Annotated in this window: 22 protein-coding genes and 1 other RNA gene; 22 read left to right on the top strand and 1 reads right to left on the bottom strand. The window is 71.1% G+C overall.

Going from position 1 to position 25260, the window contains the following annotated elements; genetic code table 11:
- Nucleotides 1-174 precede the first annotated feature (174 nt).
- The 22 genes from H9X80_RS05385 (at nucleotide 175) to H9X80_RS05280 (ending at nucleotide 24507) form a co-directional block, all read left to right on the top strand.
- Nucleotides 175-834, top strand: a complete 660-nt coding sequence (locus H9X80_RS05385) for a response regulator (protein ID WP_204793313.1) — start codon at nucleotides 175-177, stop codon at nucleotides 832-834.
- Nucleotides 835-1425: 591 nt separating this feature from the next.
- Nucleotides 1426-3075 carry a CTP synthase gene (locus H9X80_RS05380; RefSeq protein ID WP_204793312.1) on the top strand — a complete coding sequence of 550 codons (1650 nt, stop codon included), beginning with the start codon at nucleotides 1426-1428 and terminating at the stop codon, nucleotides 3073-3075.
- 16 nt (nucleotides 3076-3091) lie between these two features.
- Nucleotides 3092-4006 (top strand): tyrosine recombinase, encoded by a 915-nt coding sequence (locus H9X80_RS05375; protein WP_204793311.1) that lies wholly within the window; start codon nucleotides 3092-3094, stop codon nucleotides 4004-4006.
- Nucleotides 4007-4433: 427 nt separating this feature from the next.
- Nucleotides 4434-4895 (top strand): division/cell wall cluster transcriptional repressor MraZ, encoded by a 462-nt coding sequence (locus H9X80_RS05370; protein ID WP_204793310.1) that lies wholly within the window; start codon nucleotides 4434-4436, stop codon nucleotides 4893-4895.
- Between the two features lie 34 nt (nucleotides 4896-4929).
- Entirely contained in the window at nucleotides 4930-5913 is a 984-nt protein-coding gene (gene rsmH / locus H9X80_RS05365; RefSeq protein ID WP_204793309.1) for a 16S rRNA (cytosine(1402)-N(4))-methyltransferase RsmH, read from the top strand.
- A gap of 237 nt (nucleotides 5914-6150) precedes the next feature.
- Complete coding sequence (gene ftsL / locus H9X80_RS05360; RefSeq protein ID WP_204793308.1) at nucleotides 6151-6687, top strand: cell division protein FtsL; 537 nt, start codon at nucleotides 6151-6153, stop codon at nucleotides 6685-6687.
- Between the two features lie 11 nt (nucleotides 6688-6698).
- Nucleotides 6699-8486 (top strand): penicillin-binding transpeptidase domain-containing protein, encoded by a 1788-nt coding sequence (locus H9X80_RS05355; RefSeq protein ID WP_204793307.1) that lies wholly within the window; start codon nucleotides 6699-6701, stop codon nucleotides 8484-8486.
- A 21-nt stretch (nucleotides 8487-8507) separates the two neighbouring features.
- The gene (locus H9X80_RS05350) at nucleotides 8508-9944 is read left to right on the top strand and encodes a UDP-N-acetylmuramoyl-tripeptide--D-alanyl-D-alanine ligase (RefSeq protein ID WP_204793306.1); all 1437 of its coding nucleotides are present in this window, start codon (nucleotides 8508-8510) and stop codon (nucleotides 9942-9944) included.
- The gene (mraY, locus tag H9X80_RS05345; protein WP_204793305.1) at nucleotides 9941-10972 is read left to right on the top strand and encodes a phospho-N-acetylmuramoyl-pentapeptide-transferase; all 1032 of its coding nucleotides are present in this window, start codon (nucleotides 9941-9943) and stop codon (nucleotides 10970-10972) included. Before H9X80_RS05350 ends, mraY begins: the two co-directional genes overlap by 4 nt.
- Nucleotides 10973-10983: 11 nt before the next feature.
- A complete protein-coding gene (gene murD / locus H9X80_RS05340) occupies nucleotides 10984-12414 on the top strand; it encodes a UDP-N-acetylmuramoyl-L-alanine--D-glutamate ligase (protein WP_204793304.1) in 1431 nt (476 codons plus the stop codon).
- Nucleotides 12415-12417: 3 nt separating this feature from the next.
- A complete protein-coding gene (ftsW, locus tag H9X80_RS05335; protein WP_204793303.1) occupies nucleotides 12418-14013 on the top strand; it encodes a putative lipid II flippase FtsW in 1596 nt (531 codons plus the stop codon).
- 9 nt (nucleotides 14014-14022) lie between these two features.
- Nucleotides 14023-15153: an undecaprenyldiphospho-muramoylpentapeptide beta-N-acetylglucosaminyltransferase gene (gene murG / locus H9X80_RS05330; RefSeq protein WP_204793302.1), complete on the top strand. Its 1131-nt coding sequence runs from the start codon at nucleotides 14023-14025 to the stop codon at nucleotides 15151-15153.
- A 179-nt stretch (nucleotides 15154-15332) separates the two neighbouring features.
- Entirely contained in the window at nucleotides 15333-16787 is a 1455-nt protein-coding gene (gene murC, locus H9X80_RS05325; RefSeq protein WP_204793301.1) for a UDP-N-acetylmuramate--L-alanine ligase, read from the top strand.
- A complete protein-coding gene (gene murB / locus H9X80_RS05320) occupies nucleotides 16784-17695 on the top strand; it encodes a UDP-N-acetylmuramate dehydrogenase (protein ID WP_204793300.1) in 912 nt (303 codons plus the stop codon). The genes murC and murB overlap by 4 nt, the downstream gene beginning before the upstream one ends.
- A 20-nt stretch (nucleotides 17696-17715) precedes the next feature.
- On the top strand, nucleotides 17716-18945 hold the full coding sequence (locus tag H9X80_RS05315) for a cell division protein FtsQ/DivIB (protein WP_204793299.1): 1230 nt from the start codon (nucleotides 17716-17718) through the stop codon (nucleotides 18943-18945).
- A gap of 217 nt (nucleotides 18946-19162) precedes the next feature.
- Nucleotides 19163-20314 (top strand): cell division protein FtsZ, encoded by a 1152-nt coding sequence (ftsZ, locus tag H9X80_RS05310; RefSeq protein ID WP_204793298.1) that lies wholly within the window; start codon nucleotides 19163-19165, stop codon nucleotides 20312-20314.
- A gap of 43 nt (nucleotides 20315-20357) precedes the next feature.
- A complete protein-coding gene (locus H9X80_RS05305) occupies nucleotides 20358-21191 on the top strand; it encodes a polyphenol oxidase family protein (protein WP_342590875.1) in 834 nt (277 codons plus the stop codon).
- The gene (locus H9X80_RS05300; RefSeq protein ID WP_204793296.1) at nucleotides 21188-21919 is read left to right on the top strand and encodes a YggS family pyridoxal phosphate-dependent enzyme; all 732 of its coding nucleotides are present in this window, start codon (nucleotides 21188-21190) and stop codon (nucleotides 21917-21919) included. Before H9X80_RS05305 ends, H9X80_RS05300 begins: the two co-directional genes overlap by 4 nt.
- A 57-nt stretch (nucleotides 21920-21976) precedes the next feature.
- Nucleotides 21977-22624, top strand: a complete 648-nt coding sequence (locus H9X80_RS05295) for a cell division protein SepF (RefSeq protein ID WP_204793295.1) — start codon at nucleotides 21977-21979, stop codon at nucleotides 22622-22624.
- A gap of 11 nt (nucleotides 22625-22635) precedes the next feature.
- The gene (gene proC / locus H9X80_RS05290; protein WP_204793294.1) at nucleotides 22636-23469 is read left to right on the top strand and encodes a pyrroline-5-carboxylate reductase; all 834 of its coding nucleotides are present in this window, start codon (nucleotides 22636-22638) and stop codon (nucleotides 23467-23469) included.
- Nucleotides 23470-23499: 30 nt separating this feature from the next.
- Nucleotides 23500-23763 carry a YggT family protein gene (locus H9X80_RS05285; RefSeq protein WP_204793293.1) on the top strand — a complete coding sequence of 88 codons (264 nt, stop codon included), beginning with the start codon at nucleotides 23500-23502 and terminating at the stop codon, nucleotides 23761-23763.
- A gap of 60 nt (nucleotides 23764-23823) precedes the next feature.
- Nucleotides 23824-24507: a DivIVA domain-containing protein gene (locus H9X80_RS05280; RefSeq protein WP_204793292.1), complete on the top strand. Its 684-nt coding sequence runs from the start codon at nucleotides 23824-23826 to the stop codon at nucleotides 24505-24507.
- A gap of 249 nt (nucleotides 24508-24756) precedes the next feature.
- Here H9X80_RS05280 and rnpB read toward each other — a convergent pair.
- Nucleotides 24757-25118, bottom strand: an RNA gene (gene rnpB / locus H9X80_RS05275) — RNase P RNA component class A.
- Nucleotides 25119-25260: the final 142 nt, after the last annotated feature.

The raw sequence follows: 25260 nt of genomic DNA, 5'->3' as shown, positions 1-25260 counted from the left end.
GCCGGCGGCCCCCTCCGCCTCAGCGGCCCCGGCCACCGGCATGGGACTCGCCTCCATGGAGGAGCGCGTCCGCGCGCTCGGCGGCACCTTCCGCGCCGGCCCCGGCGAGCGCGGCGGCTGGGTGGTCTTTGCGAGCGTGCCGCGCCCCCGGGCGCAGGGGGAGGGGAGACGGTCGTGAGGGTCATCGTGGCGGACGACGACGCCATCATCACCTCGTCGCTCGAGATCGTGCTTAACGCGCAGCCGGACATCGAGGTCGTGGGCCTCGCCGAGGACGGCGAGGACGTCGTGCGCCTTGCGACCGAGCTCGCACCCGACGTGGTCCTTCTCGACATCCAGATGCCCGGGACCGACGGCCTGTCGGCCGCCGAGAGGGTCCTCGCGCTCCCGAGCCCGCCGCGCGTGGTCTTTCTCACCACCTTTTCCGACGACGAGTACATCGTGCGGGCCCTCGCGCTCGGCGCGGCGGGCTACCTCATCAAGCAGGACGTGGGCGGCGTGGCGCCGGCCCTGCGGGCGGTCATGGCCGGGCGCAGCGTGCTGGAGGGGGAGGTGCTCGAGCGGGCGGTGGGCATCGGCCGGGGCGCGCAGGAGGCGCCCGGCGGCGCGCCCGCCTCGGCCGAGGTCGACCTTGCGGCGATGTTTCCGCAGCTCACGGACAGGGAGCGCGAGGTCGTGCGGTTGGTTGCCGAGGGGTTCGACAACCGCGAGGTGGCCCGCGCGGCCTACATGGGCGAGGGCACCGTGCGAAACCACATCAGCCAGATCCTCGCCAAGCTGCACCTGCGCAACCGCACCCAGATCGCCGTCGCCTACTGGCGGGCCCTGCGCTAGGGTTGGTCTCTGCCCGAGGTCCTTCTCGCCGGGGCGGCCATGGGGCCTCTGGGGGCGGACGCACCGTTTCCGGACACTTTGCGGGCCCGGACCGTCCAAAAACAGTGTGTGCCTCGGAGGACGCACCGTTCCCGGACGTTCTGAGGTCCCAAACCGTCCGAAAACGGTACGCCGTCAGGTGATACCGTTCCCGGACGTTCCGAGGTTAAAAACCGTCCAGAAACAGTGTGTGGTCAGGGGTAGCACCGTTTCCGGACGAAATGGGATTCCGGACCGTCCGGAAACAGTGCGTCGTCAGGGGGTGGTACTGTTCCCGGACGTTCCGAGGTCCCAGACCGTCCAGAAACAGTGTGTGGTCAGGGGTAGCACCGTTTCCGGACGTTCCGCCGCACCAGACCGTCCGAAAACGGTGCGCGCCCCGCTGCCGCCGCCGAGCGGCGCCACCCCCACCTCGCGCCCCGCATTGTTACCCCTACGTAAGCCAATCGGCGAGCGGCGCCCCGTCGCCGGCGCCCACGCGCTAACATGGAGACCCGTAGAAGAAAGCGCGCCCCGGAACGTCCCGGGCGCAGACTACGGGAAGGCCCACACATGACAAAGCACATCTTCGTAACCGGCGGCGTCGTCTCCTCGCTCGGCAAGGGCATCACGGCGGCCTCGCTCGGACGCCTGCTCAAGGCCCGCGGCTACAAGGTCATGATGCAGAAGGCCGACCCCTACCTCAACGTCGACCCGGGCACGATGAGCCCGTTCCAGCACGGCGAGGTCTTCGTCACCGAGGACGGCAAGGAGACCGACCTCGACCTCGGCCACTACGAGCGCTTCATCGACGAGAACCTCACCCGCTCCTCCAACTTCACCACCGGCGCCATCTACCAGAGCCTCATCTCGCGCGAGCGCGCCGGAGACTTCCTCGGTGGTACCGTGCAGGTGATCCCGCACGTTACCAACGCCATCAAGGAGCGCTTCTACCGCATCGAGGAGCAGACCGGCGCCGATGTGGTCATCACCGAGCTCGGCGGCACTATCGGCGACATCGAGGGCCAAGCCTTCGTCGAGGCCATCCGCCAGTTCCGCAAGGAGAAGGGCCACGCCGACTGCTGCCTCATCCACGTGAGCCTGGTGCCCTACATCGCCGCCGCCCACGAGGTCAAGACCAAGCCGACCCAGCACTCGGTGCGCGAGCTGCGCTCGATGGGCATCCAGCCGGACTTCATCGTCTGCCGCTCCGACCACGAGGTCGACGTCGACATCCGCGCCAAGATCGCGAGCTTCTGCGACGTGGAGCCGGACTGCGTCTTTGAGAACTCCGACTGCCCCTCGATCTACGACGTGCCGGCGCACCTCGCCGAGCAGGGCTTTGACACCAAGGTCTGCGAGCGCCTGGGCCTCGAGGCGCGCGAGAGCGACATGAGCGGCTGGTACCACTTCACGAGCGCCATGCACGCCGCCAACGAGAAGGACGACGTCACCAAGATCCGCGTGGTGGGCAAGTACACCCAGCTGCCGGATGCCTACCTCTCCGTCATCGAGGCGCTGCACCACTCCGGCGTCTACTACGACCGCCACGTGGACATCGAGCTCGTGGACGGCGAGGAGCTCTCCGACGCCAACGTCGAGGAGGTCCTCGGCGACGCCGACGGCATCCTCGTGCCGGGCGGCTTTGGCCTGCGCGGCATCGAGGGCAAGATCTGCGCCGCCCGCCGCGCCCGCGAGCAGAAGGTCCCCTACCTGGGCGTGTGCCTGGGCCTGCAGGTGGCCGTCTGCGAGTTCGCGCGCGACGTCTGCGGCCTGGAGGGCGCCAGCTCCACCGAGTTCGACCAGGACTGCGCCTACCCCGTGATCGACCTCATGCCCGACCAGGAGGACGTGACCGACAAGGGCGGCACCATGCGCCTGGGCGCCTACCCGTGCAAGGTCGTCGAGGGCACGCTTGCCGCCGAGGCCTACGGCGAGAGCCTCGTCTATGAGCGCCACCGCCACCGCTTCGAGGTCAACAACGCCTTCCGCGAGCAGCTCACCGACGCCGGCCTCGTGATCTCCGGCCTCTCCCCGGACGAGCGCCTCGTCGAGATGATCGAGCTCCCCGAGAGCGTCCACCCGTGGTTCGTGGCCTCCCAGGCCCATCCCGAGTTCAAGAGCCGCCCGGACCGCCCGGCGCCGCTCTTCCGCGAGTTCGTGCGCGCCGCCATCGCCCGCCACGAGGGCCGCGACCGCCACGACGTGACCCCGCTCGACTAGGCGAGAAGAACGCGCCGTGGCCGCCCTCGACCTCGCCCGCGCGCGCGAGGAGTACCTCGGCTACCTGGCCGTCGAGCGCGGAAGCTCTGACAACACCGTGGCCGCCTACGGGCGCGACCTCGCCCGCTACGTGGCCTGGCTCGCCGACCGCGGCGTCACCGACCCCGACGACGTGACGCGCGACCTCGTGGAGGGGCACGTCGCGGCGCTCACGGAGGTGGGGCTGGCCCCCGCCTCCGTGGAGCGCGCGGTCTCCGCCATCAAGGGCTTTCACCGCTTCTTGTCCGCCGAGGGTCTGAGCTCGGTGCACCCGACCTCCGACCTGCCGCTTCCCGCCAAGCCCTCCCGCCTGCCCGACGTCATCTCGGTCGAGGACGCCGCGCGCCTGCTCGACCAGCCGTTCCCGGGCACGTCCACGGGCCTGCGCGACCGGGCGATCCTCGAGGTCCTCTACGGCTGCGGCCTGCGCGCGAGCGAGCTCTGCGGCCTCGACCTGCGCGCCGTGCTGCCCGACGAGGCCCTCCTGCGCGTCTTTGGCAAGGGCGGCAAGGAGCGCGTGGTGCCCGTGCTGGGGACGGCGGCGGAAGCGCTCGCCGCCTACCTCGACCGCGGCCGCGGCGCGCTCGTGGGACGACGCCCCACCGACGCGGTCTTCCTCAACGTGCGCGGCGGGCGCCTCTCCCGCCAGTCCGTCCACGCCATCGTCGAGAAGTACGGGCGGGTCGTGGGTCTCCGCGGCCTGCACCCGCACACGCTGCGCCACAGCTTCGCGACGCACCTGCTCGAGGGCGGGGCGGACCTGCGCGTGGTGCAGGAGCTCCTCGGCCACGCCAACATCGCCACCACCCAGCTCTACACCCACGTGGACCGCTCGCACATCCGTCGCGTCTACCTCGCCGCGCACCCCCGCGCGCACGTGTCCGAGCCCTAGCGCCCGGCCCCGCGACGGGCGGCGAGAGGGACGAGGTCTGCGCCACGCCCGCATGACGGCCACATCGACTGGCCGGCGCTGCGTCGACCGGCCGACGCCACGCCGACCCGACAAAATGCCTGCTCAGAGGTGTGGGCAGACGCCACACCGGAGCAACACCGCCCTCTAGCTGCACCTTCACCGCACTGACACAATTCGTTTCTCGCAGATGCGAACACCGTCGACACCGCTTGTGTCCCGGCGGGCCCCGACCCGCTACATCTAGGGGCTCGGAGGCCCCTCGTCTGTCTCGAAAACCGCCCACGCCCGCTTTTCAACCACAAGGTGCAGGAAAGTGTTTTCTGGTGTGCCGATGTGTTGAGGATGCTGTACAGTATTTCCACGCTCCGATTCGGGGGGCCGGTCTTTCGTCTCGAGGGGAGGGTGCATGCTCGCGGGGTCGTATCCCATGTCCGTTGACTCCAAGGCACGCGTCACCCTGCCCGCCGTCTTTCGCAAGCAGCTTGTGGAGGGCGACAGGAAGACGATATACCTCCTCCCGCTGAAGGAGTGCGTGAACGGCTTCACCCCTGCGGGGCTGGAGAAGTTCATCGACGGTCTCTTCATCGAGAACGGCGAGAACCGCTTCGACCCCCGCAGCCGCAAGGACGTTCAGCTGAAGACGAGGCTCTGGGCGAGCGCCGTCGAGGTGGACATCGACTCCGCGGGGCGCGTCGCGCTCGGCAAGCTCGATGGCGCCAAGCCGGGCACGCGCGAGAGGCTCGGCCTCACGGCCGACGTCACGGTGGTGGGCGCCGGGGACCACTTCGAGGTGTGGAACACCGACGAGTGGAACGCGACGCAGGAGAGCTTCGAGGACGAGCTCGACGCGCTTCTGTACCACGACTAGCGGGCACGCGCCCGAAGGCAAGGGGGTGAGGGTCTTGACAGCAGAATACCGGCACGTACCCGTGATGCTCGCCGAGGTCCTCGCCGAGCTCGACCCCCAGCCGGGGGAGGTGGTGTGCGACTGCACCCTCGGGGGCGCGGGACACTCCGTCGAGCTTGCGAGGCGCGTGGCGCCCGACGGCCTGTCGCTTGGGATAGACCAGGACGACATGGCCCTCGCGGCCGCACGCGAGCGCCTCTCCCGTGAGGTGCCCGAGGCGAGCGTCCGCACCCTCAAGGGCAACTTCGGGGACCTCGACGAGCTTCTCGTCGAGGCTGAGGTCCCCGGGGTCGACTGCTTCCTGTTCGACCTCGGCGTCTCGTCCCCCCAGCTTGACATCCCGGAGCGCGGCTTCTCCTACCACGAGGACGCGCCCCTGGACATGCGAATGAGTTCGGGTAACAACACCCTTACCGCAGCAGAGGTCGTGAACACCTACAACGAAGCAGACCTCGCCCGAATCCTTCGCGTATACGGTGACGAGCGCTTCGCGAGCCGCATTGCACGACGGATCGTGGAGACGCGCGCCAAGAGGCCCATCGAGACCACGCTCCAGCTCGTCGAGGTCATCAAGGCGGCCATCCCGGCCGCGGCGAGAAGAACCGGCGGGCACCCGGCCAGGCGCACCTTCCAGGCCCTGCGCATCGAGGTCAACCACGAGCTCGACGTGCTCGACCGTGGCCTGCGCGCGGCGGCCCGCTGGGCAAACCCCGGCGGGAGGATCTGCGTGATCTCCTACCACTCGCTCGAGGACCGCATCGTCAAGCACGTCTTCTCCGAGCTCGCCCAGGGATGCACCTGCCCACCGGACCTTCCGGTGTGCGTGTGCGGGCACGTACCGGCGCTGCGGGTCAGGACGAGGAAGCCCCTCGTTGCCTCAGACGAGGAGGTCGCGGCCAACCCGAGGTCGCGAAGCGCCCTCATGCGCGTGGCGGTCAGGCTTGACGTCACCCGCACGAAGGCATCCCAGATGACGTAGCCGGCGCAGGCCGTCTACCGAGCAAGAGCGGCAAACGGAGCACGAACAGACCAGAAACGCACCCTAAACGCACCACCAACGCACGACGAACGAAGCAGCAACCATACTCTCAACATACTCTCAAGGTCGCTCAAGTTCTACTTGAGGCAAAGCATCAAGTAACCCTCAAGCTCCCAGCGTACCTGACACAGACAGAGACAACGCGGCCCTCAGGCCGCACCGAGGCGGAGAAGTCACATGAGGTACCAGGGATCAGAGGCATACAACGTCGAGCAGGCGGAGCGGGGCCGCGAGCGCCTCGCGCGCGAGGCACGCCCGTCCTTCGAGGTGGTCACCGGCGGCGGCCTCGACGCCCGCGCCCGCGCCGGCGTCTCCCCGGCCTTCGTCGCGCGCCTGCGCGTGGCCGTGGCCGTGGCGGCCGTCCTCATCGTGCTCGGCATGGCGCGCGTGGCCCTCACCTCGGCCACCGTCTCGCTGCTCCAGGACAACGCGGCCCTGAGCGCCCAGATCAGCGAGGCCCAGACCACCAACGAGCAGCTCCGGATCGAGCGCTCAATCCTCTCCAGCAACTCCCGTATCAGCCGCATCGCCACGCAGAACTACGGCATGGTGCTTCCCAGCCAGACGGTGACCCTCGACCTCGCGGCCCCCTCCGCCGGCTCCGGGGACGGCGCCGACGCGCAGGCCCAGGGCGACCAGGGCACGCCGGCGGGCGCTGATGGGGAAGCTGCGCAGAGCGGGGAAGAGGCGGCCCCCCAGACCGACCTGTCGTAGACTGTTCTGTCGTGACCAGCAGAAGCGGACAGAGCCGCCCCGGGCGGCGGAGCTCTCGTGAGGCCTCGTACGACGAGGCCTCTCGTGCGCGTTACCGCGTTCGCGCCTCCCGGCCGGGCGGCTCGGGCAGCGGCGGCTCGGACCGGGGCTTTCTGACCACCCGTCGCGTCTTCACGGCGCTTCTCGGCGTGGTGGCCGCCCGCCTCGTGTGGATGCAGGCCATCGACGGCCCGCGCCTGGCGGCCGCCGCGGAGTCCCAGCGCACCAACGTGGCGACGCTTCACGCGCGCCGCGGCACCATCTACGACCGCAACGGCAACATCCTCGCCATGAGCGAGGAGTGCAAGACCGTCTACGCCAACCCGCAGACCGTGGAGGACCCCTCCGCGGTGGCCTCGGTCCTGGCGGAGTGCCTCGGCGGCGAGCGGTCCGACTACGCCGACCTCCTCACCGGTGACGGCACCTTCGTCTACATCGAGCGCCAGGTCGACGAGGAGGTCGCCGAGGAGCTCTCCGAGAAGCTCTCCGCCGCAGAGCTCACCGGCATCTACTTCCTCGACGACACCAAGCGCGTCTACCCCTACGGCAACGTGGGCGCGCAGGTCCTGGGCTACGTGGGCACCGACGGCAACGGCCTCTCCGGCCTGGAGCTCTACTACGACGACATCCTCACCGGCACCGACGGCGAGATGCTCATGGAGACTGGCCTCACGGGCACGCCCATCGCCGGCGGCGCCTCCGAGGTGACGGAGGCGGTCGACGGCACCGACCTCGTCATCTCCATCGACATCGACCTCCAGGAGGCCTGCGAGAACATCATCCGGGAGGCTCCGGAGACCTACGACGCGGAGTCGGGCTCGGTTATGGTGACCGACCCGCGCACCGGCGAGATCCTCGCCGCGTGCTCGACGCCGCTGCCGGACTTCTCCAACCTCTCCGAGACGGCCGAGGAGCTCTCCTTAAAGCCGGTCTCCAGTTCCTACGAGCCGGGCTCCGTCTTCAAGGTCCTCACCACCTCGATCGGCTTCGACCTGGGGCTCTTCAACCCCGACTCCACCTACACCGTCCCGGCCGCCGTCAAGGTGGGCGACGACTACGTCACCGACGACGACAACCGCGACTACACCGAGACCATGGACGTCCGCGAGATGATGCGGCGCTCCTCCAACACCGCGATGGCCCTGCTCGTCCAGGACGTGATCGGGGCCGACCGCTTCTCGGAGGGGGTGGACCGCTATGGGATCGGGCACCTCACGGGCATCGACTTCCCCGGCGAGGCCACCGGCATCGTCAAGTCCCCGGACGAGTACGACGGCGCCACGGCGGGCTCAATGGCCTTCGGCCAGGCGGTCTCGGTGCCGATGGTGCAGATCGTGAGGGCCTACGGCGCCGTGGCCAACGGCGGGGTGCTCACCACGCCGCACTTCCTCGTGACCAAGGGGGGCGAGGACGTGGAGTGGCCCTCCGGCAGCGCCGCCGTCTCCGCGGAGGCCGCCTCGATGGAGATCGACGTCATGCGCACCGTCATGCAGGAGGGCACCGGCCGCAACGGCCAGGTGGAGGGCTACGACGTCGCCGGCAAGACCGGCACCGGCGAGCAGGCCAGCGAGGAGGGCGGCTACGGCTCCTACGACTTCACGGCGTCGCTGTGCGGCTTTGCCAACGCTGACGACCCGGAGGTCCTCGTCTACGTGGGCCTCAACCACCTGCCGCACCTGGCCTCGCAGTCCTCGGCCAACGTCTTCCATGACGTCATGTCCCAGGCAGTCAACATCATGGGCGTCACGCCCAGCGCATAGCGTCTCAGGAGGGGAGTCCTGATGATATTCATGTCGGTGTCAGAGGTCGCGCGCGCAACCGGCGCGGCCGTGCTCCTTGAGGGGGCGCGCGACGTGGCGGGCGAGGTTGTCATCGACTCGCGCGCCGTGGGAGCCGGCGGCCTCTTCGTGGCCTTTGCCGGCGAGCACGTGGACGGCAACGCCTACCTCGCCTCCGCCGCCGGGCTTGGCGCTGCGGCCGTGGTGGCCTCCGCCGAGCCCGCGCCCGAGGCCCTCGCGGCCTGCCGCGAGGCGGGCTGCGCCGTCCTGCGCGCCGAGGGCGACGACTGCGAGGAGTTCCTGTTGCGCCTCGCCCGCGCCTGGCGCGAGCGCCACCCCGGCTGGCTCGTCGTCGGCGTGACGGGCTCGGTGGGCAAGACCACCACCAAGGAGATGCTCGCCGCCGCGGTGGGCTCCCAGCGCCGCTGCCACGCCACCACGGGCAACCTCAACAACCTGATCGGCCTGCCGCTCACGGTGCTCTCGGCCCCCGAGGACTCCGAGGTGCTCGTCTGCGAGCTCGGCATGAACCACCCGCACGAGATCGAGCGCATGGCGGCCGCCTGCGAGCCGACCCTCGCCTGCATCACCAACGTGGGGACAAGCCACATCGGGCTTCTCGGTAGCCGCGAGAACATCGCCCGCGCCAAGGCCGAGATCGTCTCCGGCATGCGCGCCCACGGCGAGCTCGCCCCCGCGCTCGCCCTGACGTCCGCCGGGGACTTCACCCCGTTCATCGCCGAGAGGTACGCGGCGCCCGCTGGCGTCGACGTTGTGCTCGTCGGTGCGCCCGGCGACGCCGTCTGGGCCGAGGGCGTGACGCTCGACGCCGAGGGCCGCGCCTCCGCGACGCTGCGCTGCGCGGACGGCTGGTCCCGCACGGTTGTGCTCTCGGTGCCGGGCCGCGCGGCCGTCGTCGACCTGACGCTCGCCCTGGCGCTCGTCTGGCGCCTCGGGCTCGACCGCGACGAGGCCGTCTCCGCCGTGGAGGCCATGCCCGCCGCGCACATGCGCCTCGAGGTGGAGAGCGCCCCCTCGGGCGCCCGCGTGATCGACGACTCCTACAACGCCGCCCCCGCCTCGATGGCCTCCTCGCTCGACGTCCTCGCCGACATGGCGGTGGAGGGCCGGCGCGTGGCGGTGCTCGGCGAGATGGGCGAGCTCGGCGACGAGGGCCCGCGGCTGCACGGCTACGTGGGCGCCTACGCCGCCGCCAAGGGCGTCGATCTGCTCGTCCTGGTGGGCGGCCCGCTTGCCGACGAGATGGCCGAGGCGGCCCGCACGATGGGTCTCTCCGAGGACGCCATCGAGCGCTTCGCCACCGCCGAGGAGGCCGCCGACGTCATGGGCCCGGTGCTTGCCGCCGGCGACGTCGTGCTCGTCAAGGCGTCGCGCTCCGTTGGCCTCGACCGCTTTGTGAGAAGGGTGCTCGCACGATGATCGGAAATCCGTCCTACCCCACCTACCAGGTCTTTCTCGCCATCGCCGTGGCGGCGATCGTGACGGGGCTGCTCATGCCGCTCTTCATCCGCCTCATGCGCTACGAGGGGGTGGGCCAGCAGGTCCGCGCCGACGGCCCGCAGCGCCACCTCGTCAAGCAGGGGACCCCAACGATGGGCGGCGTCATCATCCTGGTGGGCATGCTCGCGTCCTGCGCGCTCATCGCCGAGTGGACGCCGGGCCTCGTCCTCGCCGTGGTGGTGACGCTCTTGACCGGCTCGCTGGGCCTGCTCGACGACATCGAGTCCGTGGCGCACGGCCGCTCGCTCGGCCTCACGCCCTCCCAGAAGATGGCCGGCCTCGTCCTCATCTCGGTGGCGTTCTGCCTCTTCGCGGTCAACGCCTGCGGCATCTCGCCGGTGGTGCGCTTCCCCGGCGGCCTTGCGATCGACCTCGGCGTCCTCACCTCGACCTTCGAGGTGGGCGGCACCACGGTGAGCGTGCCGTGGCTCTACCTGGCCTTCGTCTTCCTGCTCATGGCGGGCCTCTCCAATGCGGTCAACCTCACCGACGGCCTCGACGGCCTGGCCGGCGGCTGCACGATGGTGGTCATGCTCGCCATGGCCATGGTGGCCTTCCGCTACGGCGAGCTCGACCTCGCGGTCCTCGCCGGCGCCATCGCGGGCGCCTGCATCGGCTTTCTGTGGCACAACTGCTACCCCGCCTCGATCTTCATGGGCGACACGGGCTCACTCGCCCTCGGCGCGGCCTTCGCGGCCCTCGCCGTGCTCACCAAGACCGAGGTCACCTCGCTCATCATGGGCGGCCTGTTCATCTGCGAGGCCCTCTCGGTGATCATCCAGGTGGTGAGCTTCAAGCTCACCGGGAAGCGCGTCTTCCCCATGACGCCGATTCACCACAGCTTCGAGAAGATCGGCTGGGCGGAGAACAAGGTCGTCGTGCGGTTCTGGATCGTGTCCGCCGCCTTCGCGGCGCTTGGCTTCGCGCTCTACTTCCAGCTCGGCTAGGGGATGAGAGAATGACTTCCTGCGACAGCATCCAAGGCGCCGGCCGCATCGGCGACGCGCTCGTGCTCGGCCTCGGCCGCACCGGCGAGGCGGCGGCGCGCTACCTCCGCTCGCTCGGGCAGCCGCGCGTGGGCTCCGTGACGCTCTACGGCGGCGCCACCTCGACGCCCGGCGAGAAGACCCGTGAGCTCGAGGCCGCGGGCGTGCGGGTGGTCTGCGGCACCGAGGAGGTGTCCGGCAGCTACGACCTCGCCGTGGCCTCCCCGGGGATCCCCCTTGACTCCGCCTTCGCCCGCTCTGCGTCCGAGCACGCCCGCGAGCTCATAGGCGAGGTGGAGCTTGCCTGGCGCGAGAGTCCCGAGCGCTGGGTGGCCATCACCGGCACCAACGGCAAGACCACAACGACGTCGCTCACCGCGCACCTGCTCGCGGCCGCCGGCACGCCGGCGCGCACCGTGGGCAACATCGGCACCCCGCCCACCGCGGCGCTGCTCGAGGGCCGCGCGGAGGGCCAGTGGTTCGTGGCCGAGCTCTCGAGCTTCCAGCTCGCCGGTACCTCGCGGCTGCACCCGCGCGTGTCCGTGGTGCTCAACGTCACGCCCGACCACCTCGAGTGGCACCACACGATGGAGGCCTACGCCGCCGCCAAGGAGCGCGTCCTCGCAAACCTCAGCGCGGGCGACCTCGCCGTGGTCTCCGTCGACGACGACTTCTGCCGCGCCATGGCGGCGCGCGCCGCGGCGCGCGGCCTGCGCGTCTGCGAGCTCTCCGTTCGGCGCGAGCCGGAGGCCGCCTGTGCCGCCTTCCTGCGCGCGGGGCGCCTCATCGTGCGCCTCGACGGGGTGGAGCGCGAGCTCGTGGCCGCCTCCGACCTCCAGATCTTCGGCCTGCACAACGCCGAGAACGCCCTGGCCGCCTCCGCGGTGGCCCTCGAGCTCGGCGCAGACGTCGCCGACGTCCGCCGCGGCCTCACGTCCTTCTCGCCGATCGAGCACCGCATCGAGCCGGCCGGGGAGGTCGGCGGGGTGCGCTTCGTCAACGACTCCAAGGCCACCAACACCGACTCGGTGGAGAAGGCCCTCACGGCCTTTGCGCCGGGCAGCGTCGTGGTGCTGCTGGGAGGCCACGACAAGATGACCGACCTCACGAGCCTCGCCAAGGCCGTGTGCGCGGACTGCCGCGTGGCGGTCTGCTTCGGTGCCGCAGGCGAGCGCATTGCGGGGGCCCTCGAGGTCGCGCGCGACGCCTCCGGCTCCGCGCTCACGGTGCTGCGCGCGCCGCACCTGCGCGAGGCCTTCGACGCCGCCGTGGCCGAGGCGCGCCCCGGCGAGACGGTCCTGCTCTCCCCGGCGTGCTCGTCCTTCGACGAGTTCTCCAACATGGGGGAGCGCGGCCGCTACTTCAAGGGGCTCGTGCGCGAGCTCGCCGGCGGGGAGGCCTAGGGCATGGCCCCCGCACGAACTGCGCGCGGCGGCCGCGGCGCACAGGCGACCGGGCGCTCCCGGCGCCCCGAGCGGACGCTCTTCGGCGTGCCCGAGCGCTTCATGCGCCCGCGGCTCGTGCTCGTGGCGATCACGGCGGTGCTTGTGGGCTTTGGCCTGCTGATGGTCTATTCGGCCTCGTCGGTCACGGCGCTCGCCGATACCGGCGACGCCGCCTACTACCTCAAGCGCCAGCTCCTGTTCGTGGGACTGGGCACCGCGGTGGCCGTCTTCCTGGCCCTCATGGACTACCACGTCTGGGTGCACCGGCTCCTCATGCCCATCTGGGTCCTGACCGTGGGGCTGCTCGCGGCGGTCATCGTGGTGGGCACGGACAACGACATGGGCGCCACCCGCTGGATCAGCCTGGGGTTCTTCGATCTCCAGCCGTCTGAGTTCGCCAAGATAACCGTGGTCTTCACGGCGGCGAACCTCGCGCAGCGCTACTTCGAGGACGGCTCGCTCGACTGGTCGAGCTTCGTGAAGCTCGTCTTCGCGGGCGTGGGCGTGCCGCTCGTGCTCATCGTCGTCCAGCCGGACAAGGGCACCACGATGGTGCTCGGCCTCACGCTGGTGGTGATGGGGTACCTGGCCGGCGTGCCCAAGCGCTACCTGGCGGGCCTTATGGGGCTCGGGGTGGTGGCGTTTCTCGCCCTCTCGCTCAAGGACGACTACTCCCGCCAGCGCCTCATCACGATGCTCAACCCCTGGGCCGACCCCTTTGACACCGGCTACCAGCTCATCCAGGGCTTCTACGCCTTCGGCTCGGGAGGGCTCCTGGGCGTGGGGATCGGGCTTTCGCGCCAGAAGTACTCCTACCTGCCGATGGCTCACAACGACTTCATCTTCGCCGTGATCGGCGAGGAGTGCGGCCTCGTCGGCACGCTGGGCCTGCTCGCCGGCTTCGCCGTGCTCATGTGGGCGGGGTACCGCATCGCCCGCTACGCCCCGGACATGGCGGGCCGGCTCGCGGCGGCGGGCTGCACCACGATCATCATGGTGCAGCTGCTGCTCAACGTCTGCGGCGTGCTCGGGCTGTTCCCGCTCTCCGGCAAGCCGATCCCGTTCGTCTCCTACGGTGGCTCGTCGATCCTGGCGAGCCTCATGCTCGTGGGGGTCATCGCGTCGGTCTCCGTGCACTCGCGCCTGCCCGAGACCGCCCACGACTCCGTGCGTCGCTCCTGGCAGCTCCAGGGCGGCGAGGCGGGCGCCCCGGGCGGCCGCGTCGCGGCGGGCGGGTACGCGCCGGGCCTCTCCTTCGTGGGTGAGCCCGTGCCGAGGAGCGCCCGCAGGGACGCGGGGGCCGACGGCGCCGACCGGGGCCGCGGCGGGTTCACCGTGGTCGAGGGCGGCGCCGGGCGCGCCGGCGCCCCGGCGGGCCGCGGGGGCGCCTCCCGCGGCGGCCGCGCGCCCGGGAGGGGCGCCCGCTCGTCCGGCCGCGACGACCGGCCGCGGGGCCGCGTCACCACCGACGCCAGCGGCAGGAGGAGAATCGACCTGGGCCCCAGCGCCACGGACCGCCTGCGCGGGCGCGGCTCCGGCCCCAGGACCAGACGATAGGAGGACGGTATGGGCGAGAAGCACCTCGAGGTGGCCATCGCCGCCGGCGGCACCGCCGGTCACATCAACCCCGCCCTGGCGCTCGCCGAGGAGCTCAGGGACCGCGGGCACCACGTGAGGTTCTACGGCCAGCAGGCCAAGCTCGAGGGCCGGCTCGTGCCCGAGGCGGGCTTCGAGCTGGTGCCGGTGGTCGTGAGCGGCTTCGACCGCTCGCGCCCCTGGACGCTCGCGACCTCGCTCTGGCGCATGAGGCGCGCCCAGGGCCAGCTCGCCCGGCGCTTCGCGGCCGCGGGCGCGCCCGACGTGGCCGTGGGCTTTGGCGCCTACGTCGAGATGGCGCTTCTCAACTGCTGCCACCGCCTGCACGTTCCCTACGTCCTCCACGAGCAGAACTCCGTGCCGGGCCTCGCCAACAAGGCGCTCGCCCCGTACGCGCGCGCGGTCTGCATCTCCGTGCCGGCCGCGCGCGAGGCCTTCGAGCGCGAGGGCCGCATGGCGCCCGCCGTGGTGCTCACCGGCAACCCCGTGCGCCGCAGCGTGACCTCGGCGAGCCGCGCGGCCGGGCGCGAGGCGCTCGGCGTGCGGGAGGGGCAGACGATGCTGCTCGTCTTTGGCGGCTCGCTCGGCGCGGCCCACATCAACGAGGGGGTGGCGCGCCTCAAGGGCGAGCTGCTCTCCCGCGAGGGGCTCGTCGTGGTGCACTCCACCGGCGCCGACGGCTTCGACGAGACCGTCTCCGCGCTCGCGCTCACCCCGGCCGAGCAGCTCCGCTGGCGCGTCATGCCCTACATCTCCAACATGGGGCAGGCCCTCGCGGCGGCCGACCTCGTGCTCTCCCGCGCGGGCGCCTCCTCCATCGCCGAGATAGCGGCGCTCTCCGTGCCGAGCGTGCTCGTGCCCTACCCGCACGCCACGGCCGACCACCAGACCACCAACGCCCGCTTCCTCACCGACGCGGGCGCCGCGGTGCTCGTGCCGGACGACCAGATCGACGCCCCCGCGTTCAGGGAGGCCCTCCTCGGCCTCCTGGACGACCCGGCGCGCCGCGCGGCCATGCGCGAGGCGGCCGCGGGCCTCGGGGCCACCGACGCGGCCTCCGAGCTCGCCGACCAGGTGGAGGCCGCCGCCGCGGCCCGCTAGCTCCTCTCGCGGGAAACGCCGCCGCGGCCCGACGGTCCTTCTTGCCGTCGCGGCGCGCCAGTTCTTCTCGCCCCTGCCCTGTCGCACGCCTCGACGGGAGATTTAGGGAGCCGCCGCGGGCCGCGTGCAATTGGGATAAAGTAGGGTGCTACGAATAATTCCGACGGAAAGCGATCAGCATGGCCGAGAAGAACACTGACATCGCACACGTCACGAGCGCCCACTTCATTGGCATCGGCGGCGCGGGCATGAGCGGCATCGCACTGGTGCTGCACGAGCGCGGGTGCAGGGTCACCGGCTCCGACCTCAAGAGCTCCCACTACGTGCGCGAGCTCGAGGCGGCTGGCATTGACGTCACCGTGGGCCATGACGCGGCCACCATCGACGCCGTCCAGCCCCAGGTGGTGGTCACCTCCACCGCCATCCCCGAGACCAACCCTGAGGTCGTGCGCGCCCGCGAGCTGGGCATCCCCATCTGGCCGCGCGCTAAGATGCTCTCCTACCTCTCCGGCTCGCAGCGCACCGTGGCCGTGGCCGGCACGCACGGCAAGACCACCACGTCCTCGATGGTGGCCACGATGCTCGACAAGATGGGCCTGGACCCCTCGTTTCTCATCGGCGGCGTGGTGGAGGGCTACGACACCAACGGCCGCAACGGCTCCGGCGAGCACTTCGTCTGCGAGGCGGACGAGTCCGACGGCTCCTTCCTCTACCTCAGGCCCAGCGTGGTGGTGGTGACCAACATCGAGGCCGACCACCTGGACCACTACGGCACGCTCGCCAACATCGAGAGGACCTTCTGCACGTTCATGGGGCTCGTGGGCGAGGAGGGCACGGTCGTCGTCAACGGCGACGTGCCCCGCTACGCCGAGCTCGCGCGCTCCACGGGCCGCCGCGTGGTGACCTACGGCTTCGACGCCTCCTGTGACTACGTCTGCCTGCCCGAGGACAGTCACCACGCCCTGGCGAGCAACTTCTCCGTGCGCCTGCCGGGCGGCGAGAGGAGCGTGCACGTGACGATCTCCTCCAACCCGGGCCGCCACAACATGGCCAACGCCACCGCGGCCATCGCCGTGGCCGACGTGCTCGGCCTGGACGTGGACGCGGCCGCCGCGGCGCTCTCCCAGTTCAAGGGCGCCCGCCGCCGCTTCACGCACGTGGGCGACGTTGCCGGCGTCACCGTGGTGGACGACTACGGCCACCACCCCACGGAGATCTCCGTGACGCTGGGCGCCGCGGCCGACCTGCCCTTCGAGCGGATCGTCTGCGTCTTCCAGCCGCACCGCTACAGCCGCACCCAGGCCCTGGCCGACGAGTTCGGCACCGCCTTCGACCACGCCGACGTCCTGCGCGTCATGGACGTCTTCTCCGCCGGCGAGATGCCGATCCCCGGCGTCTCCGGCAAGACGGTCGTGAGCTCCGTGCGCGAGCACGGGCACGTGGCCGACGTCGCCTACGTCCCCAACCGCCACGCCCTCATCGAGGACCTCTGCAGGACCTGCCGCCCCGGCGACCTGCTCATCACGCAGGGCGCCGGTGACGTCACGAGCATCGGCCCCGCCTTCATCGAGGCCATGCGCTCGCGCGAGGCGGAGGGCGCTGCGGGCGAGGCCCGCGGGGGGCAGGCGTCGTGAGCGTCTTCAACGCCTACATGAGCCTCTCGGGCGCCACCGACGCGGACGTCCTGCGAGACGAGCGCCTCTCCCGGCGCACGAGCTACCGCATCGGCGGCCCGGCGGCGCTCGTGGTGGTGGCGCACAGCTACGAGGCCCTCGCCAAGACCGTCGCGGTGCTCGCGGCGGAGCGCGTGGAGTGGGTCATCCTGGGCAAGGGCTCCAACGTCCTCGCCTCGGACGCCGGCTACGACGGCTGCGTCATCCTGCTGGACGACGAGTTCTCCCGCATGACGGTCGACGCCGAGGGGGCCACGGTCACGGCCGGCGCCGGGGTGACGCTCGCACGGCTCGTGAATGACGCCATGAAGGCCGGGCTCTCCGGCCTGGAGTTCTGCGTGGGCATCCCCGGCACGCTCGGCGGCGCCGTCTCCATGGACGCCGGCACGCGCCGCGAGTGGATCGGCCGGCGCGTGCGCGACCTCGTGGTGCTGCGCCCGGGCCAGGGCATGCACCGCTACTCCGGGGACGAGATCGAGTGGGGCTACCGCGCGACCTCCATCCCCCCGACCGAGATCATCCTCGAGGCCACGCTCGCCCTCATGCCGGCCGAGCGCTCCGCCATCGCGGCGGACATGGACGCCCGCCTGCGCCGTCGCCGTCAGGCCCAGCCGCTTGCCCTGCCGAGCTGCGGCTCGGTCTTCCGCAACCCCCCCGACCGCTCCGCCGGGGTCCTCGTCCAGTCCTGCGGGCTCGCCGGCGCCACCGCCGGCGGCGCGCAGATCTCCGAGGAGCACTGCAACTTCATTGTCAACCGCGGCGGCGCCACGGCGGCCGACGTGGTGACGCTCATCCGCCGCGCCCACGACGCCGTCCTCGAGCGCTTCGGCATCGACCTCGCCTGCGAGGTCAAGCTGCTCGGGTTCTAGCCCGGGCGACGGGAGGGGCCATGGCAAGAGACGCGAGCAGGCGGCCGACGCCGCGCAAGAAGGAGCCGAGGAGGACGGGCGCGCCCGCGCGCACGGCCGCCCCGCGCGCCGCGCGGCGTGCGACGGCGCCCCGCGCCCGGTCCGCGGCGCCCGCGGCCTCCGCGTCCCACCGCGGCAGCACGCCCGCGTTTCTCGGCGGCCCCTCCGCCCGCACCGCCCCCACCGCCTCTGCGAGCCCGCGCGATCGGCGCCAGCGTCACCAGCGCGGCCAGGCCCTGCGCGTGGCCGCCGGCGTGCTCGGGGTCCTTCTCGCCGTGGCGCTGGTGGCCGTGGTGGTGCTCTTTGCCCTCAGGGACTCCTCGGTCTTCGAGATAACCTCCGTGGAGGTGCAGCCGACCGAGCACGTCTCCGCCACCGACGTCCAGAACCTCGCGCAGGTGCCCGTGGGCTCGACGCTACTCAACGTCGACACCTCGGCCATCGAGAGCGCCCTCAGGCGCAACCCCTGGGTCGCGTCGGTGGGCTTCGAGCGCATCTTCCCGCATACCCTCAAGCTCACGATCATCGAGCAGCGCCCCGACGCGCTCGTGGTCATGAGCTCGGGCTCGGTGGGCTGGTACCTCGGCGACGCGGACGTGTGGATCCAGCCGGCGAAGATCGAGCCCGCCGAGGGGCAGTCCACGGACGACGCGGCGCTTGACCTGGCGCTCTCCGAGGGCTGCCTGCTCATCACCGACGTCCCCTCGACCGTGGACCCCAAGGCGGGCTCGGTGGCCACGGACGACGTCCTCGCGGCCGTCGACGCGTTCCGCACCGGCTTCAGCGAGGACTTCTCCTCACAGGTGGTCTGCTACTTCGCGCCGTCTCCCGACGACATCTCCTGCATGCTCAAAAGCGGGGTGCAGATCTCCCTGGGGTCGGCCACCAACGTTGAGGAGAAGGAGACGCTCGCGCGCGGGCTTCTCGAGAAGTACCCGGACTCGGCGGTCAGCATCAACGTGCGCGTGATCACCAACCCCTCGGTCAAGCCGGTGGACTCCAGCTACGTGGGGCCCGGCGACGGGGTCTCCGTGGATGAGGGCGGCTCCGGCGCCGAGGCTGGCGCGGGCGGCGACGCGGGCACGGGTGACGCCGCGACGAGCGAGCCCACGGGCGCCGACAACGCAGGCGCCGACGACGGCTCCGACCAGGCCGGCGCCGGCTCCGACGGGGCCCAGGACGCCCCCGCCGACGACGGCTCCGGCCAGTAGGGCGCCGCCACGCTCGCCGCGCCCGTCCGCAGGGCGTCACGTTCACAATATCGTCAAACTATTTGACACAAGACCCTCAAGTGTGCCAAGATGCATCGCTTTATCCCAGGCCTCGGGCTTAACTTGACCTTTAGGGTTTGGCCAGCGGAGGGTTGGGCGCAACGCAGCACGGACCCACGCTCGAAACGATGCGCAAAGGCACTACGAGGAGGACAAGATGATCAAGGACACCGACACCCTCAGCAACTATCTCGCCGTCATCAAGGTGGTCGGCGTGGGCGGCGGCGGCACCAACGCGGTGAACCGCATGATCGAGGAGGGCATCCGCGGTGTCGAGTTCGTCGCCGTCAACACCGACGCCCAGGCGCTCGCCATCTCCGACGCGGACATCAAGGTGCACATCGGCACCGACATCACCAAGGGCCTCGGCGCCGGCGCCAACCCCGAGGTGGGCAAGGAGGCCGCGGAGGACTCCCGCGACGAGATCAAGGCGGCGCTCGCCGGCTCCGACATGGTCTTCATCACCGCCGGCGAGGGCGGCGGCACCGGCACGGGCGCCGCTCCCGTGGTGGCCGACATCGCCAAGAACGACGTGGGCGCCCTCACCGTGGGCGTGGTCACCAAGCCCTTCACCTTCGAGGGCCGCAAGCGCTACAACTCGGCCATCGAGGGCATCCGCAACCTCTCCGACAACGTCGACACGCTCATCGTGATTCCCAACGACCGCCTGCTCGACCTCTCCGAGAAGAAGACCACGATGCTCGAGGCCTTCCGCATGGCCGACGACGTGCTGTGCCAGGGCACCCAGGGCATCACGGACCTCATCACCGTCCCGGGCCTCATCAACCTCGACTTCGCGGACGTGTGCACCATCATGAAGGGCTCCGGCACCGCCATGATGGGCATCGGCTCCGCCTCCGGCGACAACCGCGCCACCGACGCGGCGGAGGAGGCCATCTCCAGCCGCCTGCTCGAGAGCTCCATCGACGGCGCCACGCGCGTCCTGCTCTCCATCGCGGGCAACAAGGACCTCGGCATCCAGGAGATCAACGACGCGGCCGACCTCGTGGCCAAGAACGTCGACCCCGAGGCAACGATCATCTTCGGCACCGTGGTCGACGAGTCCCTCGGCGACCAGGTGCGCGTGACCGTCATCGCCACGGGCTTCTCGGACGCCAACGTCCAGCAGACGCTCCCCACGATGACCGTCACCCGCCCGGCGTCCACCGACCGCCCGCGCCCGGTGACGCCCCAGCCGTCGAGCAAGCCGGCCACTATGCCGATCAACGTGAGCCGCCCGCAGTCCTCCTCGTCCAGCAACGACAAGGAGTTCGACATCCCCGACTTCCTCAAGCGCAGCCGCCTCTAGGGACCGCGCGATGGCCTCCCTCACACGACAGAATGCGGGAGGCGTGACCCTGCTCACCGACCGTGCGGTCGAGGGCGGGGTCACGTTCGCGTTCACGGAGCGCGCCGGCGGCGTCTCCGAGGCCCCGTACGCCTCGCTCAACCTCGGCGCGTCCTGTGGCGACGACCCCGCATGCGTGGCCGAGAACCGTCGGCGCGCGCTGGCGGCGATCGGCGCCGAGGGGCTCCTCGGCCGGCTCGTGTGCCCGCGGCAGGTCCACGGCGACCACGTGGTGACGGTGGGCTCCGGGGACGCCGGCTCCGTGGCCGCGGCGCAGGCCGAGGCCGAGGCGGGCGCCGACGCGGTGGTCTGCACGGCGCCGGACGTGCCGGTGCTGCTGTGCTTTGCGGACTGCGTGCCGGTGGTGATCGTGGCGCCGGGGGGCCGCGGGTTCGCGGTGGCCCACTCCGGCTGGCGCGGCACCGAGGCGAGGATCGCGGCCACGACGACCCGCGCGCTCTGCGCGGCCGCGGGCTGCGGGCCCGAGGCACTTCTCGCCTACGTGGGGCCGCATATCGGCGCGGCCGACTACGAGGTCTCCGAGGAGCTCGCGGCGCGCTTTGCGACGGCCTTCGGTCCCGGCGCGGTCCCGACGCCGCGCCACCTGGACCTCGCCTTCTGCGTGCGCGCCGCCCTTGCGGAGGCGGGCGTGGGGGAGGGCCGCGTGACCGTGTGCGAGGACTCGACCGCACGGACCACGGGGAGGTTCTTCTCGTACAGGGCCGAGGGGGGCACGTGCGGGCGCCACGGCGCGCTCGCGGTCCTGCGGGACGAGCCCTGGGCGTGGCCCGCTGGCAGTAAGGACGACGAGACGAAGGGGGAGGCGACGAGGCGATGAGCGCAGACAATGACTACGAGCGGTTCCTGCGCGCCCGTCGCGAGGAGATCACGGACCGCATAGGGGCCGCCTGTAGGCGTGCGGGGCGCGACCCCGGGGAGGTCCAGGCCATCGCGGTGTCCAAGACCGTCGGCACCGAGGAGGTCCTTCTCGCCTGGCGAGCCGGGTGGCGGGCCTTTGGCGAGAACCGCCCCCAGGAGCTGGTGCGCAAGGCCGAGGCGCTCTGTGGCCTGCCGGAGATGGTGGGCGTGCGCTTCGACATGATCGGCAACCTGCAGAAGAACAAGATCAACCAGGTGATTGGGCGCGCCGCGCTCATTCACTCGGTCTCCTCGGAGCACCTTGCCGAGGCGGTCTCCACGCGCTGCGAGGCGCGCGGGCTCGTGGCGGACGTGCTCCTGGAGGTGAACGTCTCGGGCGAGGCATCCAAGTCGGGCTTCTCCCCGGACGAGCTGCGCGCCGCGGCCGAGACGGTGGCGGCGCTGCCCGGGATCTCCGTGCGGGGGCTCATGACGATGGCTCCCGCCCACGACGCCGACGCGGCGCGCAGGACCTTCTCGGGCCTGCGCGAGCTCGCCTGCGAGCTGCGCGGGCGCACGGGCCTTGCTCTGGGGACGCTCTCCTGCGGCATGAGTGACGACTTCGAGATTGCGGTGGAGGAGGGCTCGACCCTCGTCCGCCTTGGGCGATGCGTGTTCAGCCAGGGCTACGCCCTGGGCGAGCTGTAACTGGACTGAAGGTGACCCCCGCGCCCGCCTGGGGCTCGGGGAGAAGGGGGATAAGAGATGGGCTTCCTCGACTCGATCAAGGACCGGCTCCGCGGGGGCTCGGGGGACGACTACTACGACGACGACTACTACGACGAGGGGTATGACGAGGGGGACGGCTACGACCAGCGCAACGCCCCGCGCCGTCGCGACACCTCCTCGGCCACGCGCCTCCTGGGCACCACGCCGCGCCCCGAGGCCGAGAGCGTCTCGGTCTACACGCGCTCCGGCAGGCCGCTTTCGGCTGACCGCACGCAGCAGACGCGCCCGGTGACGTCGTCCGCCTACGCCGCGCCCGCGGACCACGGCGATCCCGCGCCCGCGAGCGCGCCCGCCCGCGTCACGCCGGGCGACCTCGGCGGCCGCACCATCTCCCGCGTGGCGTCCGGCCAGCTGCCGCCCTACGTGCTCAAGCCCGTCTCCTACGACGACGTCCAGACCGTCGTGCGGCGCGTGCGCACCAACCAGCCCGTGGTCATCGTCTTCCGCAACACCAACATCGAGACGGCCAAGCGCATCCTGGACTTCTGCTTCGGCTTCTCCTACGGCATCGACGGCGAGATCGAGGAGCTTGGGGACCGCGTCTTCGCGGTGCTGCCCGCCGGCATCAAGCTCACGGCCACCGACATCGACAAGCTCGTCGCCGACGGCGACCTCGTTCGCTAGGGGGTGCCTCGATGGGCGAGAAGGACGTTGAGGGCAGGGTGGCCGACGTGACGCTCGGCATCGTCGGCGGCGGCTCGATGGGTGGCGCGATCGCGCGCGGCCTGGTCGACGCCGGCGTGCTGCCGGCCGAGCGCGTGCTCGTGGCCGACCACGGCGCGGGCAAGCGCGTGGCGCTCGAGGAGCTCGGGGTGCGGTGCTTCCCCGACGAGCGGACGCTGCTCGCCGAGGCCCCCGACGTGGTGGTGCTTGCGGTCAAGCCGCAGGTGCTGCCCGGCGTGCTCGAGTCGGCCGCGCCGAGCGTGGCCGGCAGGCTCGTGATCTCCATCGCGGCGGGGGTGACGCTCGCCACGCTGGAGGCGGCGCTCCCCGGCGCGCGCGTGGTGCGCGTGATGCCCAACCTGCCCGTCCAGGTGCGCTCCGGCGCCTCGGCGATAAGCGCCGGGACGCTCGCCACCCAGGACGACGTGCGGCTGGTGTCGGAGCTCTTCTCCGCGCTCGGGGCCGTCTCGGTCATGCGCGAGGACCAGCTCGACGTGGCCGGTGCCGTGGTGGGCACCGCGCCCGCGTTCTTCTCGCTCTTTGTGGACGAGCTCACGCGCGCCGGCGTGCGCGCGGGCCTTCCGGCGGCGGCGTGCCGCGAGCTCGTGGAGGCCACGATGCGCGGGTGCGCGGAGCAGCTCCTGAATGAGGGCGTCCACCCGCGGGAATATATGGAGCGCGTGACCTCGCCCGGTGGGACCACGGCTGCAGCGCTCTTCGAGCTCGAGCCGCCCCTCGCCGCGGGGACCTACGCCGCCGTCGACGCGGCGCTCGCCCGCACGCGCGAGCTCGCCGGCGGCAACTGACGACTGACGAACGCGGACGAAAGGCCCTAGGTGATCTCGATACTCTCGCTCGTGCAGCGGCTCTTCAACGTCTACGAGGTGCTGATCGTGGTGTGGTGCCTCATGTCGTGGTTCCCCATCCGCCCCGGCAGCGTCATGGACGACATCCGCGGGGCCCTTGGAATGCTCGTCGAGCCGTACCTGGGGCTCTTCCGGCGCCTCATCCCGCCGATGGGCGGCGTCGACTTTTCGCCAGTTGTGGCGATATTGGCGCTCGGCATCATCGAGCGGCTGGTCTTCTCGCTTCTTCTGTAATATTTTGTTGGTACGGTCGCGCGGGACGTCCCCGCGCGCTGCGAAGGAAAGGGATTCGGAATGGCAATCACACCCGCAGACATCGAACAGCAGACCTTCTCTCCCTCCAAGCACGGCTATGACACCGAGGAGGTCGACGCCTTCCTCGAGCAGCTCTCCAGCGAGGTTGACGCGATGCTCCAGAAGATCGCCGACCTCAAGGGTCGCCTGACCTCCACCGAGCAGCAGCTCACCGCCGCCCAGGCGCAGATCGCCACCCTCGAGGAGCGTGGCTCCGCCCCCGCGCCGGCCCCCGTGGCCGCCCCGGTCGCCTCCGAGGCCCTCACCGCCTCCGAGCGCCAGATCTCCCAGGTGCTCATCGTGGCGCAGCAGTCCGCCGACAAGCTGATTGCTGATGCCCGCGAGAACGCGGACCGCATCCGCAACGAGGCTGATGCCAAGGCCCGCGAGGTCATCCGCCAGGCCCTCGCCGAGAAGCAGAACGAGCTCGACGAGATCGACCGCCTCAAGACCTCCCGCGAGGACTTCCGCGCCGAGTACAAGAAGCTCCTCCAGCACTTCATGGACGACGCCGAGGCCATGTTCCCGTCGCAGACCATGCTCGTCTCCGCGCCCAACGGCTCTGCCGCCGCGTCGGTCGCCGCTCCGGCGTCCACGCCGACTGCCGCGCCGACGCCCGTCGCCGTGCCGACCCCCGTGCAGACGCCGGCCGTGAGCGCCGCCGACTTCGGCGACCTGGACTAGCCTCTGGCGGCTGCCGGCCTGGCACCGGCGGCTCCCTGGGCAGTTTTGACAACAGCAGCGTGGCCCCCGCCTCCCGGAAGCGCGATCGCTTCTGAGGGCGGGGGCTTTCCTGTGGCTGCTGGGACGTGGCGGGGTGCGGCCTCCGCGGGCGCGCGGGCGACCTCGTGCGGGCTTCTCGCCCCTGCGACGCCCGGGCTGTGCCTTGGCGCCCTCCGCGGAGGGCGGGCTCGTGGCTTGTGATCTGGGGAAAGGCGAGGTGGGCCGATAAGCCGGGTTCTGTCGTGGGCGGCCATTTATCTAGAGCGGACGTCGCCGTCCGCCTCAAGCGCGCAACCCGAGCGCGGTGCGGGCCACACCATGGCGCTCCTATTTGCGTTTGCTCCGGAAGGGGCTTGCCAAGCCGCCGCGTTGCCGCGACGCTGGTGGTCTCTTACACCACCGTTTCAGCTTTTCCCTCAACGCCCGAGGGCGCCAGCGGGAGTCTTCTTTTCTGCGGCGCTTTCCGTCGGGTTACCCCGCCCGGCCGTTAGCCGGCTTCCTGCCCTGTGGAGCCCGGACTTTCCTCATGGCGCGCGACTGCTCGCGCGCCCCGCGGTCGCCTGGCCCACCTCGCAGGGGAGATTCTACCATGAATCGAGAAAGCTCCACCGACCTTCAGGTGTTCTACAATACTGCACGCAGGCGACGTGCGGACGCATGGTCCGGCCCGTCGGCGTTTGCAGGCTCGTCCGGAGGGGTGGGGCCCTCCGCTGA

Origin of the sequence: Olsenella profusa, from assembly GCF_016900315.1 — a bacterium.
Classification (GTDB): domain Bacteria; phylum Actinomycetota; class Coriobacteriia; order Coriobacteriales; family Atopobiaceae; genus Thermophilibacter; species Thermophilibacter profusus_A.
Note: the sequence above shows the minus strand (reverse complement) of the source record. Positions and strands in the feature narration are given on the sequence as shown.

Bases quoted from the DNA above. Each gene is read 5' to 3' on its own strand.
- H9X80_RS05380 (WP_204793312.1), top strand. From the start codon at position 1,426: ATGACAAAGCACATCTTCGTAACCGGCGGCGTCGTCTCCTCGCTCGGC.
- H9X80_RS05370 (WP_204793310.1), top strand. From the start codon at position 4,434: ATGCTCGCGGGGTCGTATCCCATGTCCGTTGACTCCAAGGCACGCGTC.
- ftsL (WP_204793308.1), top strand. From the start codon at position 6,151: ATGAGGTACCAGGGATCAGAGGCATACAACGTCGAGCAGGCGGAGCGG.
- H9X80_RS05350 (WP_204793306.1), top strand. From the start codon at position 8,508: ATGATATTCATGTCGGTGTCAGAGGTCGCGCGCGCAACCGGCGCGGCC.
- mraY (WP_204793305.1), top strand. From the start codon at position 9,941: ATGATCGGAAATCCGTCCTACCCCACCTACCAGGTCTTTCTCGCCATC.
- murD (WP_204793304.1), top strand. From the start codon at position 10,984: ATGACTTCCTGCGACAGCATCCAAGGCGCCGGCCGCATCGGCGACGCG.
- ftsW (WP_204793303.1), top strand. From the start codon at position 12,418: ATGGCCCCCGCACGAACTGCGCGCGGCGGCCGCGGCGCACAGGCGACC.
- murG (WP_204793302.1), top strand. From the start codon at position 14,023: ATGGGCGAGAAGCACCTCGAGGTGGCCATCGCCGCCGGCGGCACCGCC.
- murC (WP_204793301.1), top strand. From the start codon at position 15,333: ATGGCCGAGAAGAACACTGACATCGCACACGTCACGAGCGCCCACTTC.
- H9X80_RS05315 (WP_204793299.1), top strand. From the start codon at position 17,716: ATGGCAAGAGACGCGAGCAGGCGGCCGACGCCGCGCAAGAAGGAGCCG.
- ftsZ (WP_204793298.1), top strand. From the start codon at position 19,163: ATGATCAAGGACACCGACACCCTCAGCAACTATCTCGCCGTCATCAAG.
- H9X80_RS05300 (WP_204793296.1), top strand. From the start codon at position 21,188: ATGAGCGCAGACAATGACTACGAGCGGTTCCTGCGCGCCCGTCGCGAG.
- H9X80_RS05295 (WP_204793295.1), top strand. From the start codon at position 21,977: ATGGGCTTCCTCGACTCGATCAAGGACCGGCTCCGCGGGGGCTCGGGG.
- proC (WP_204793294.1), top strand. From the start codon at position 22,636: ATGGGCGAGAAGGACGTTGAGGGCAGGGTGGCCGACGTGACGCTCGGC.
- H9X80_RS05280 (WP_204793292.1), top strand. From the start codon at position 23,824: ATGGCAATCACACCCGCAGACATCGAACAGCAGACCTTCTCTCCCTCC.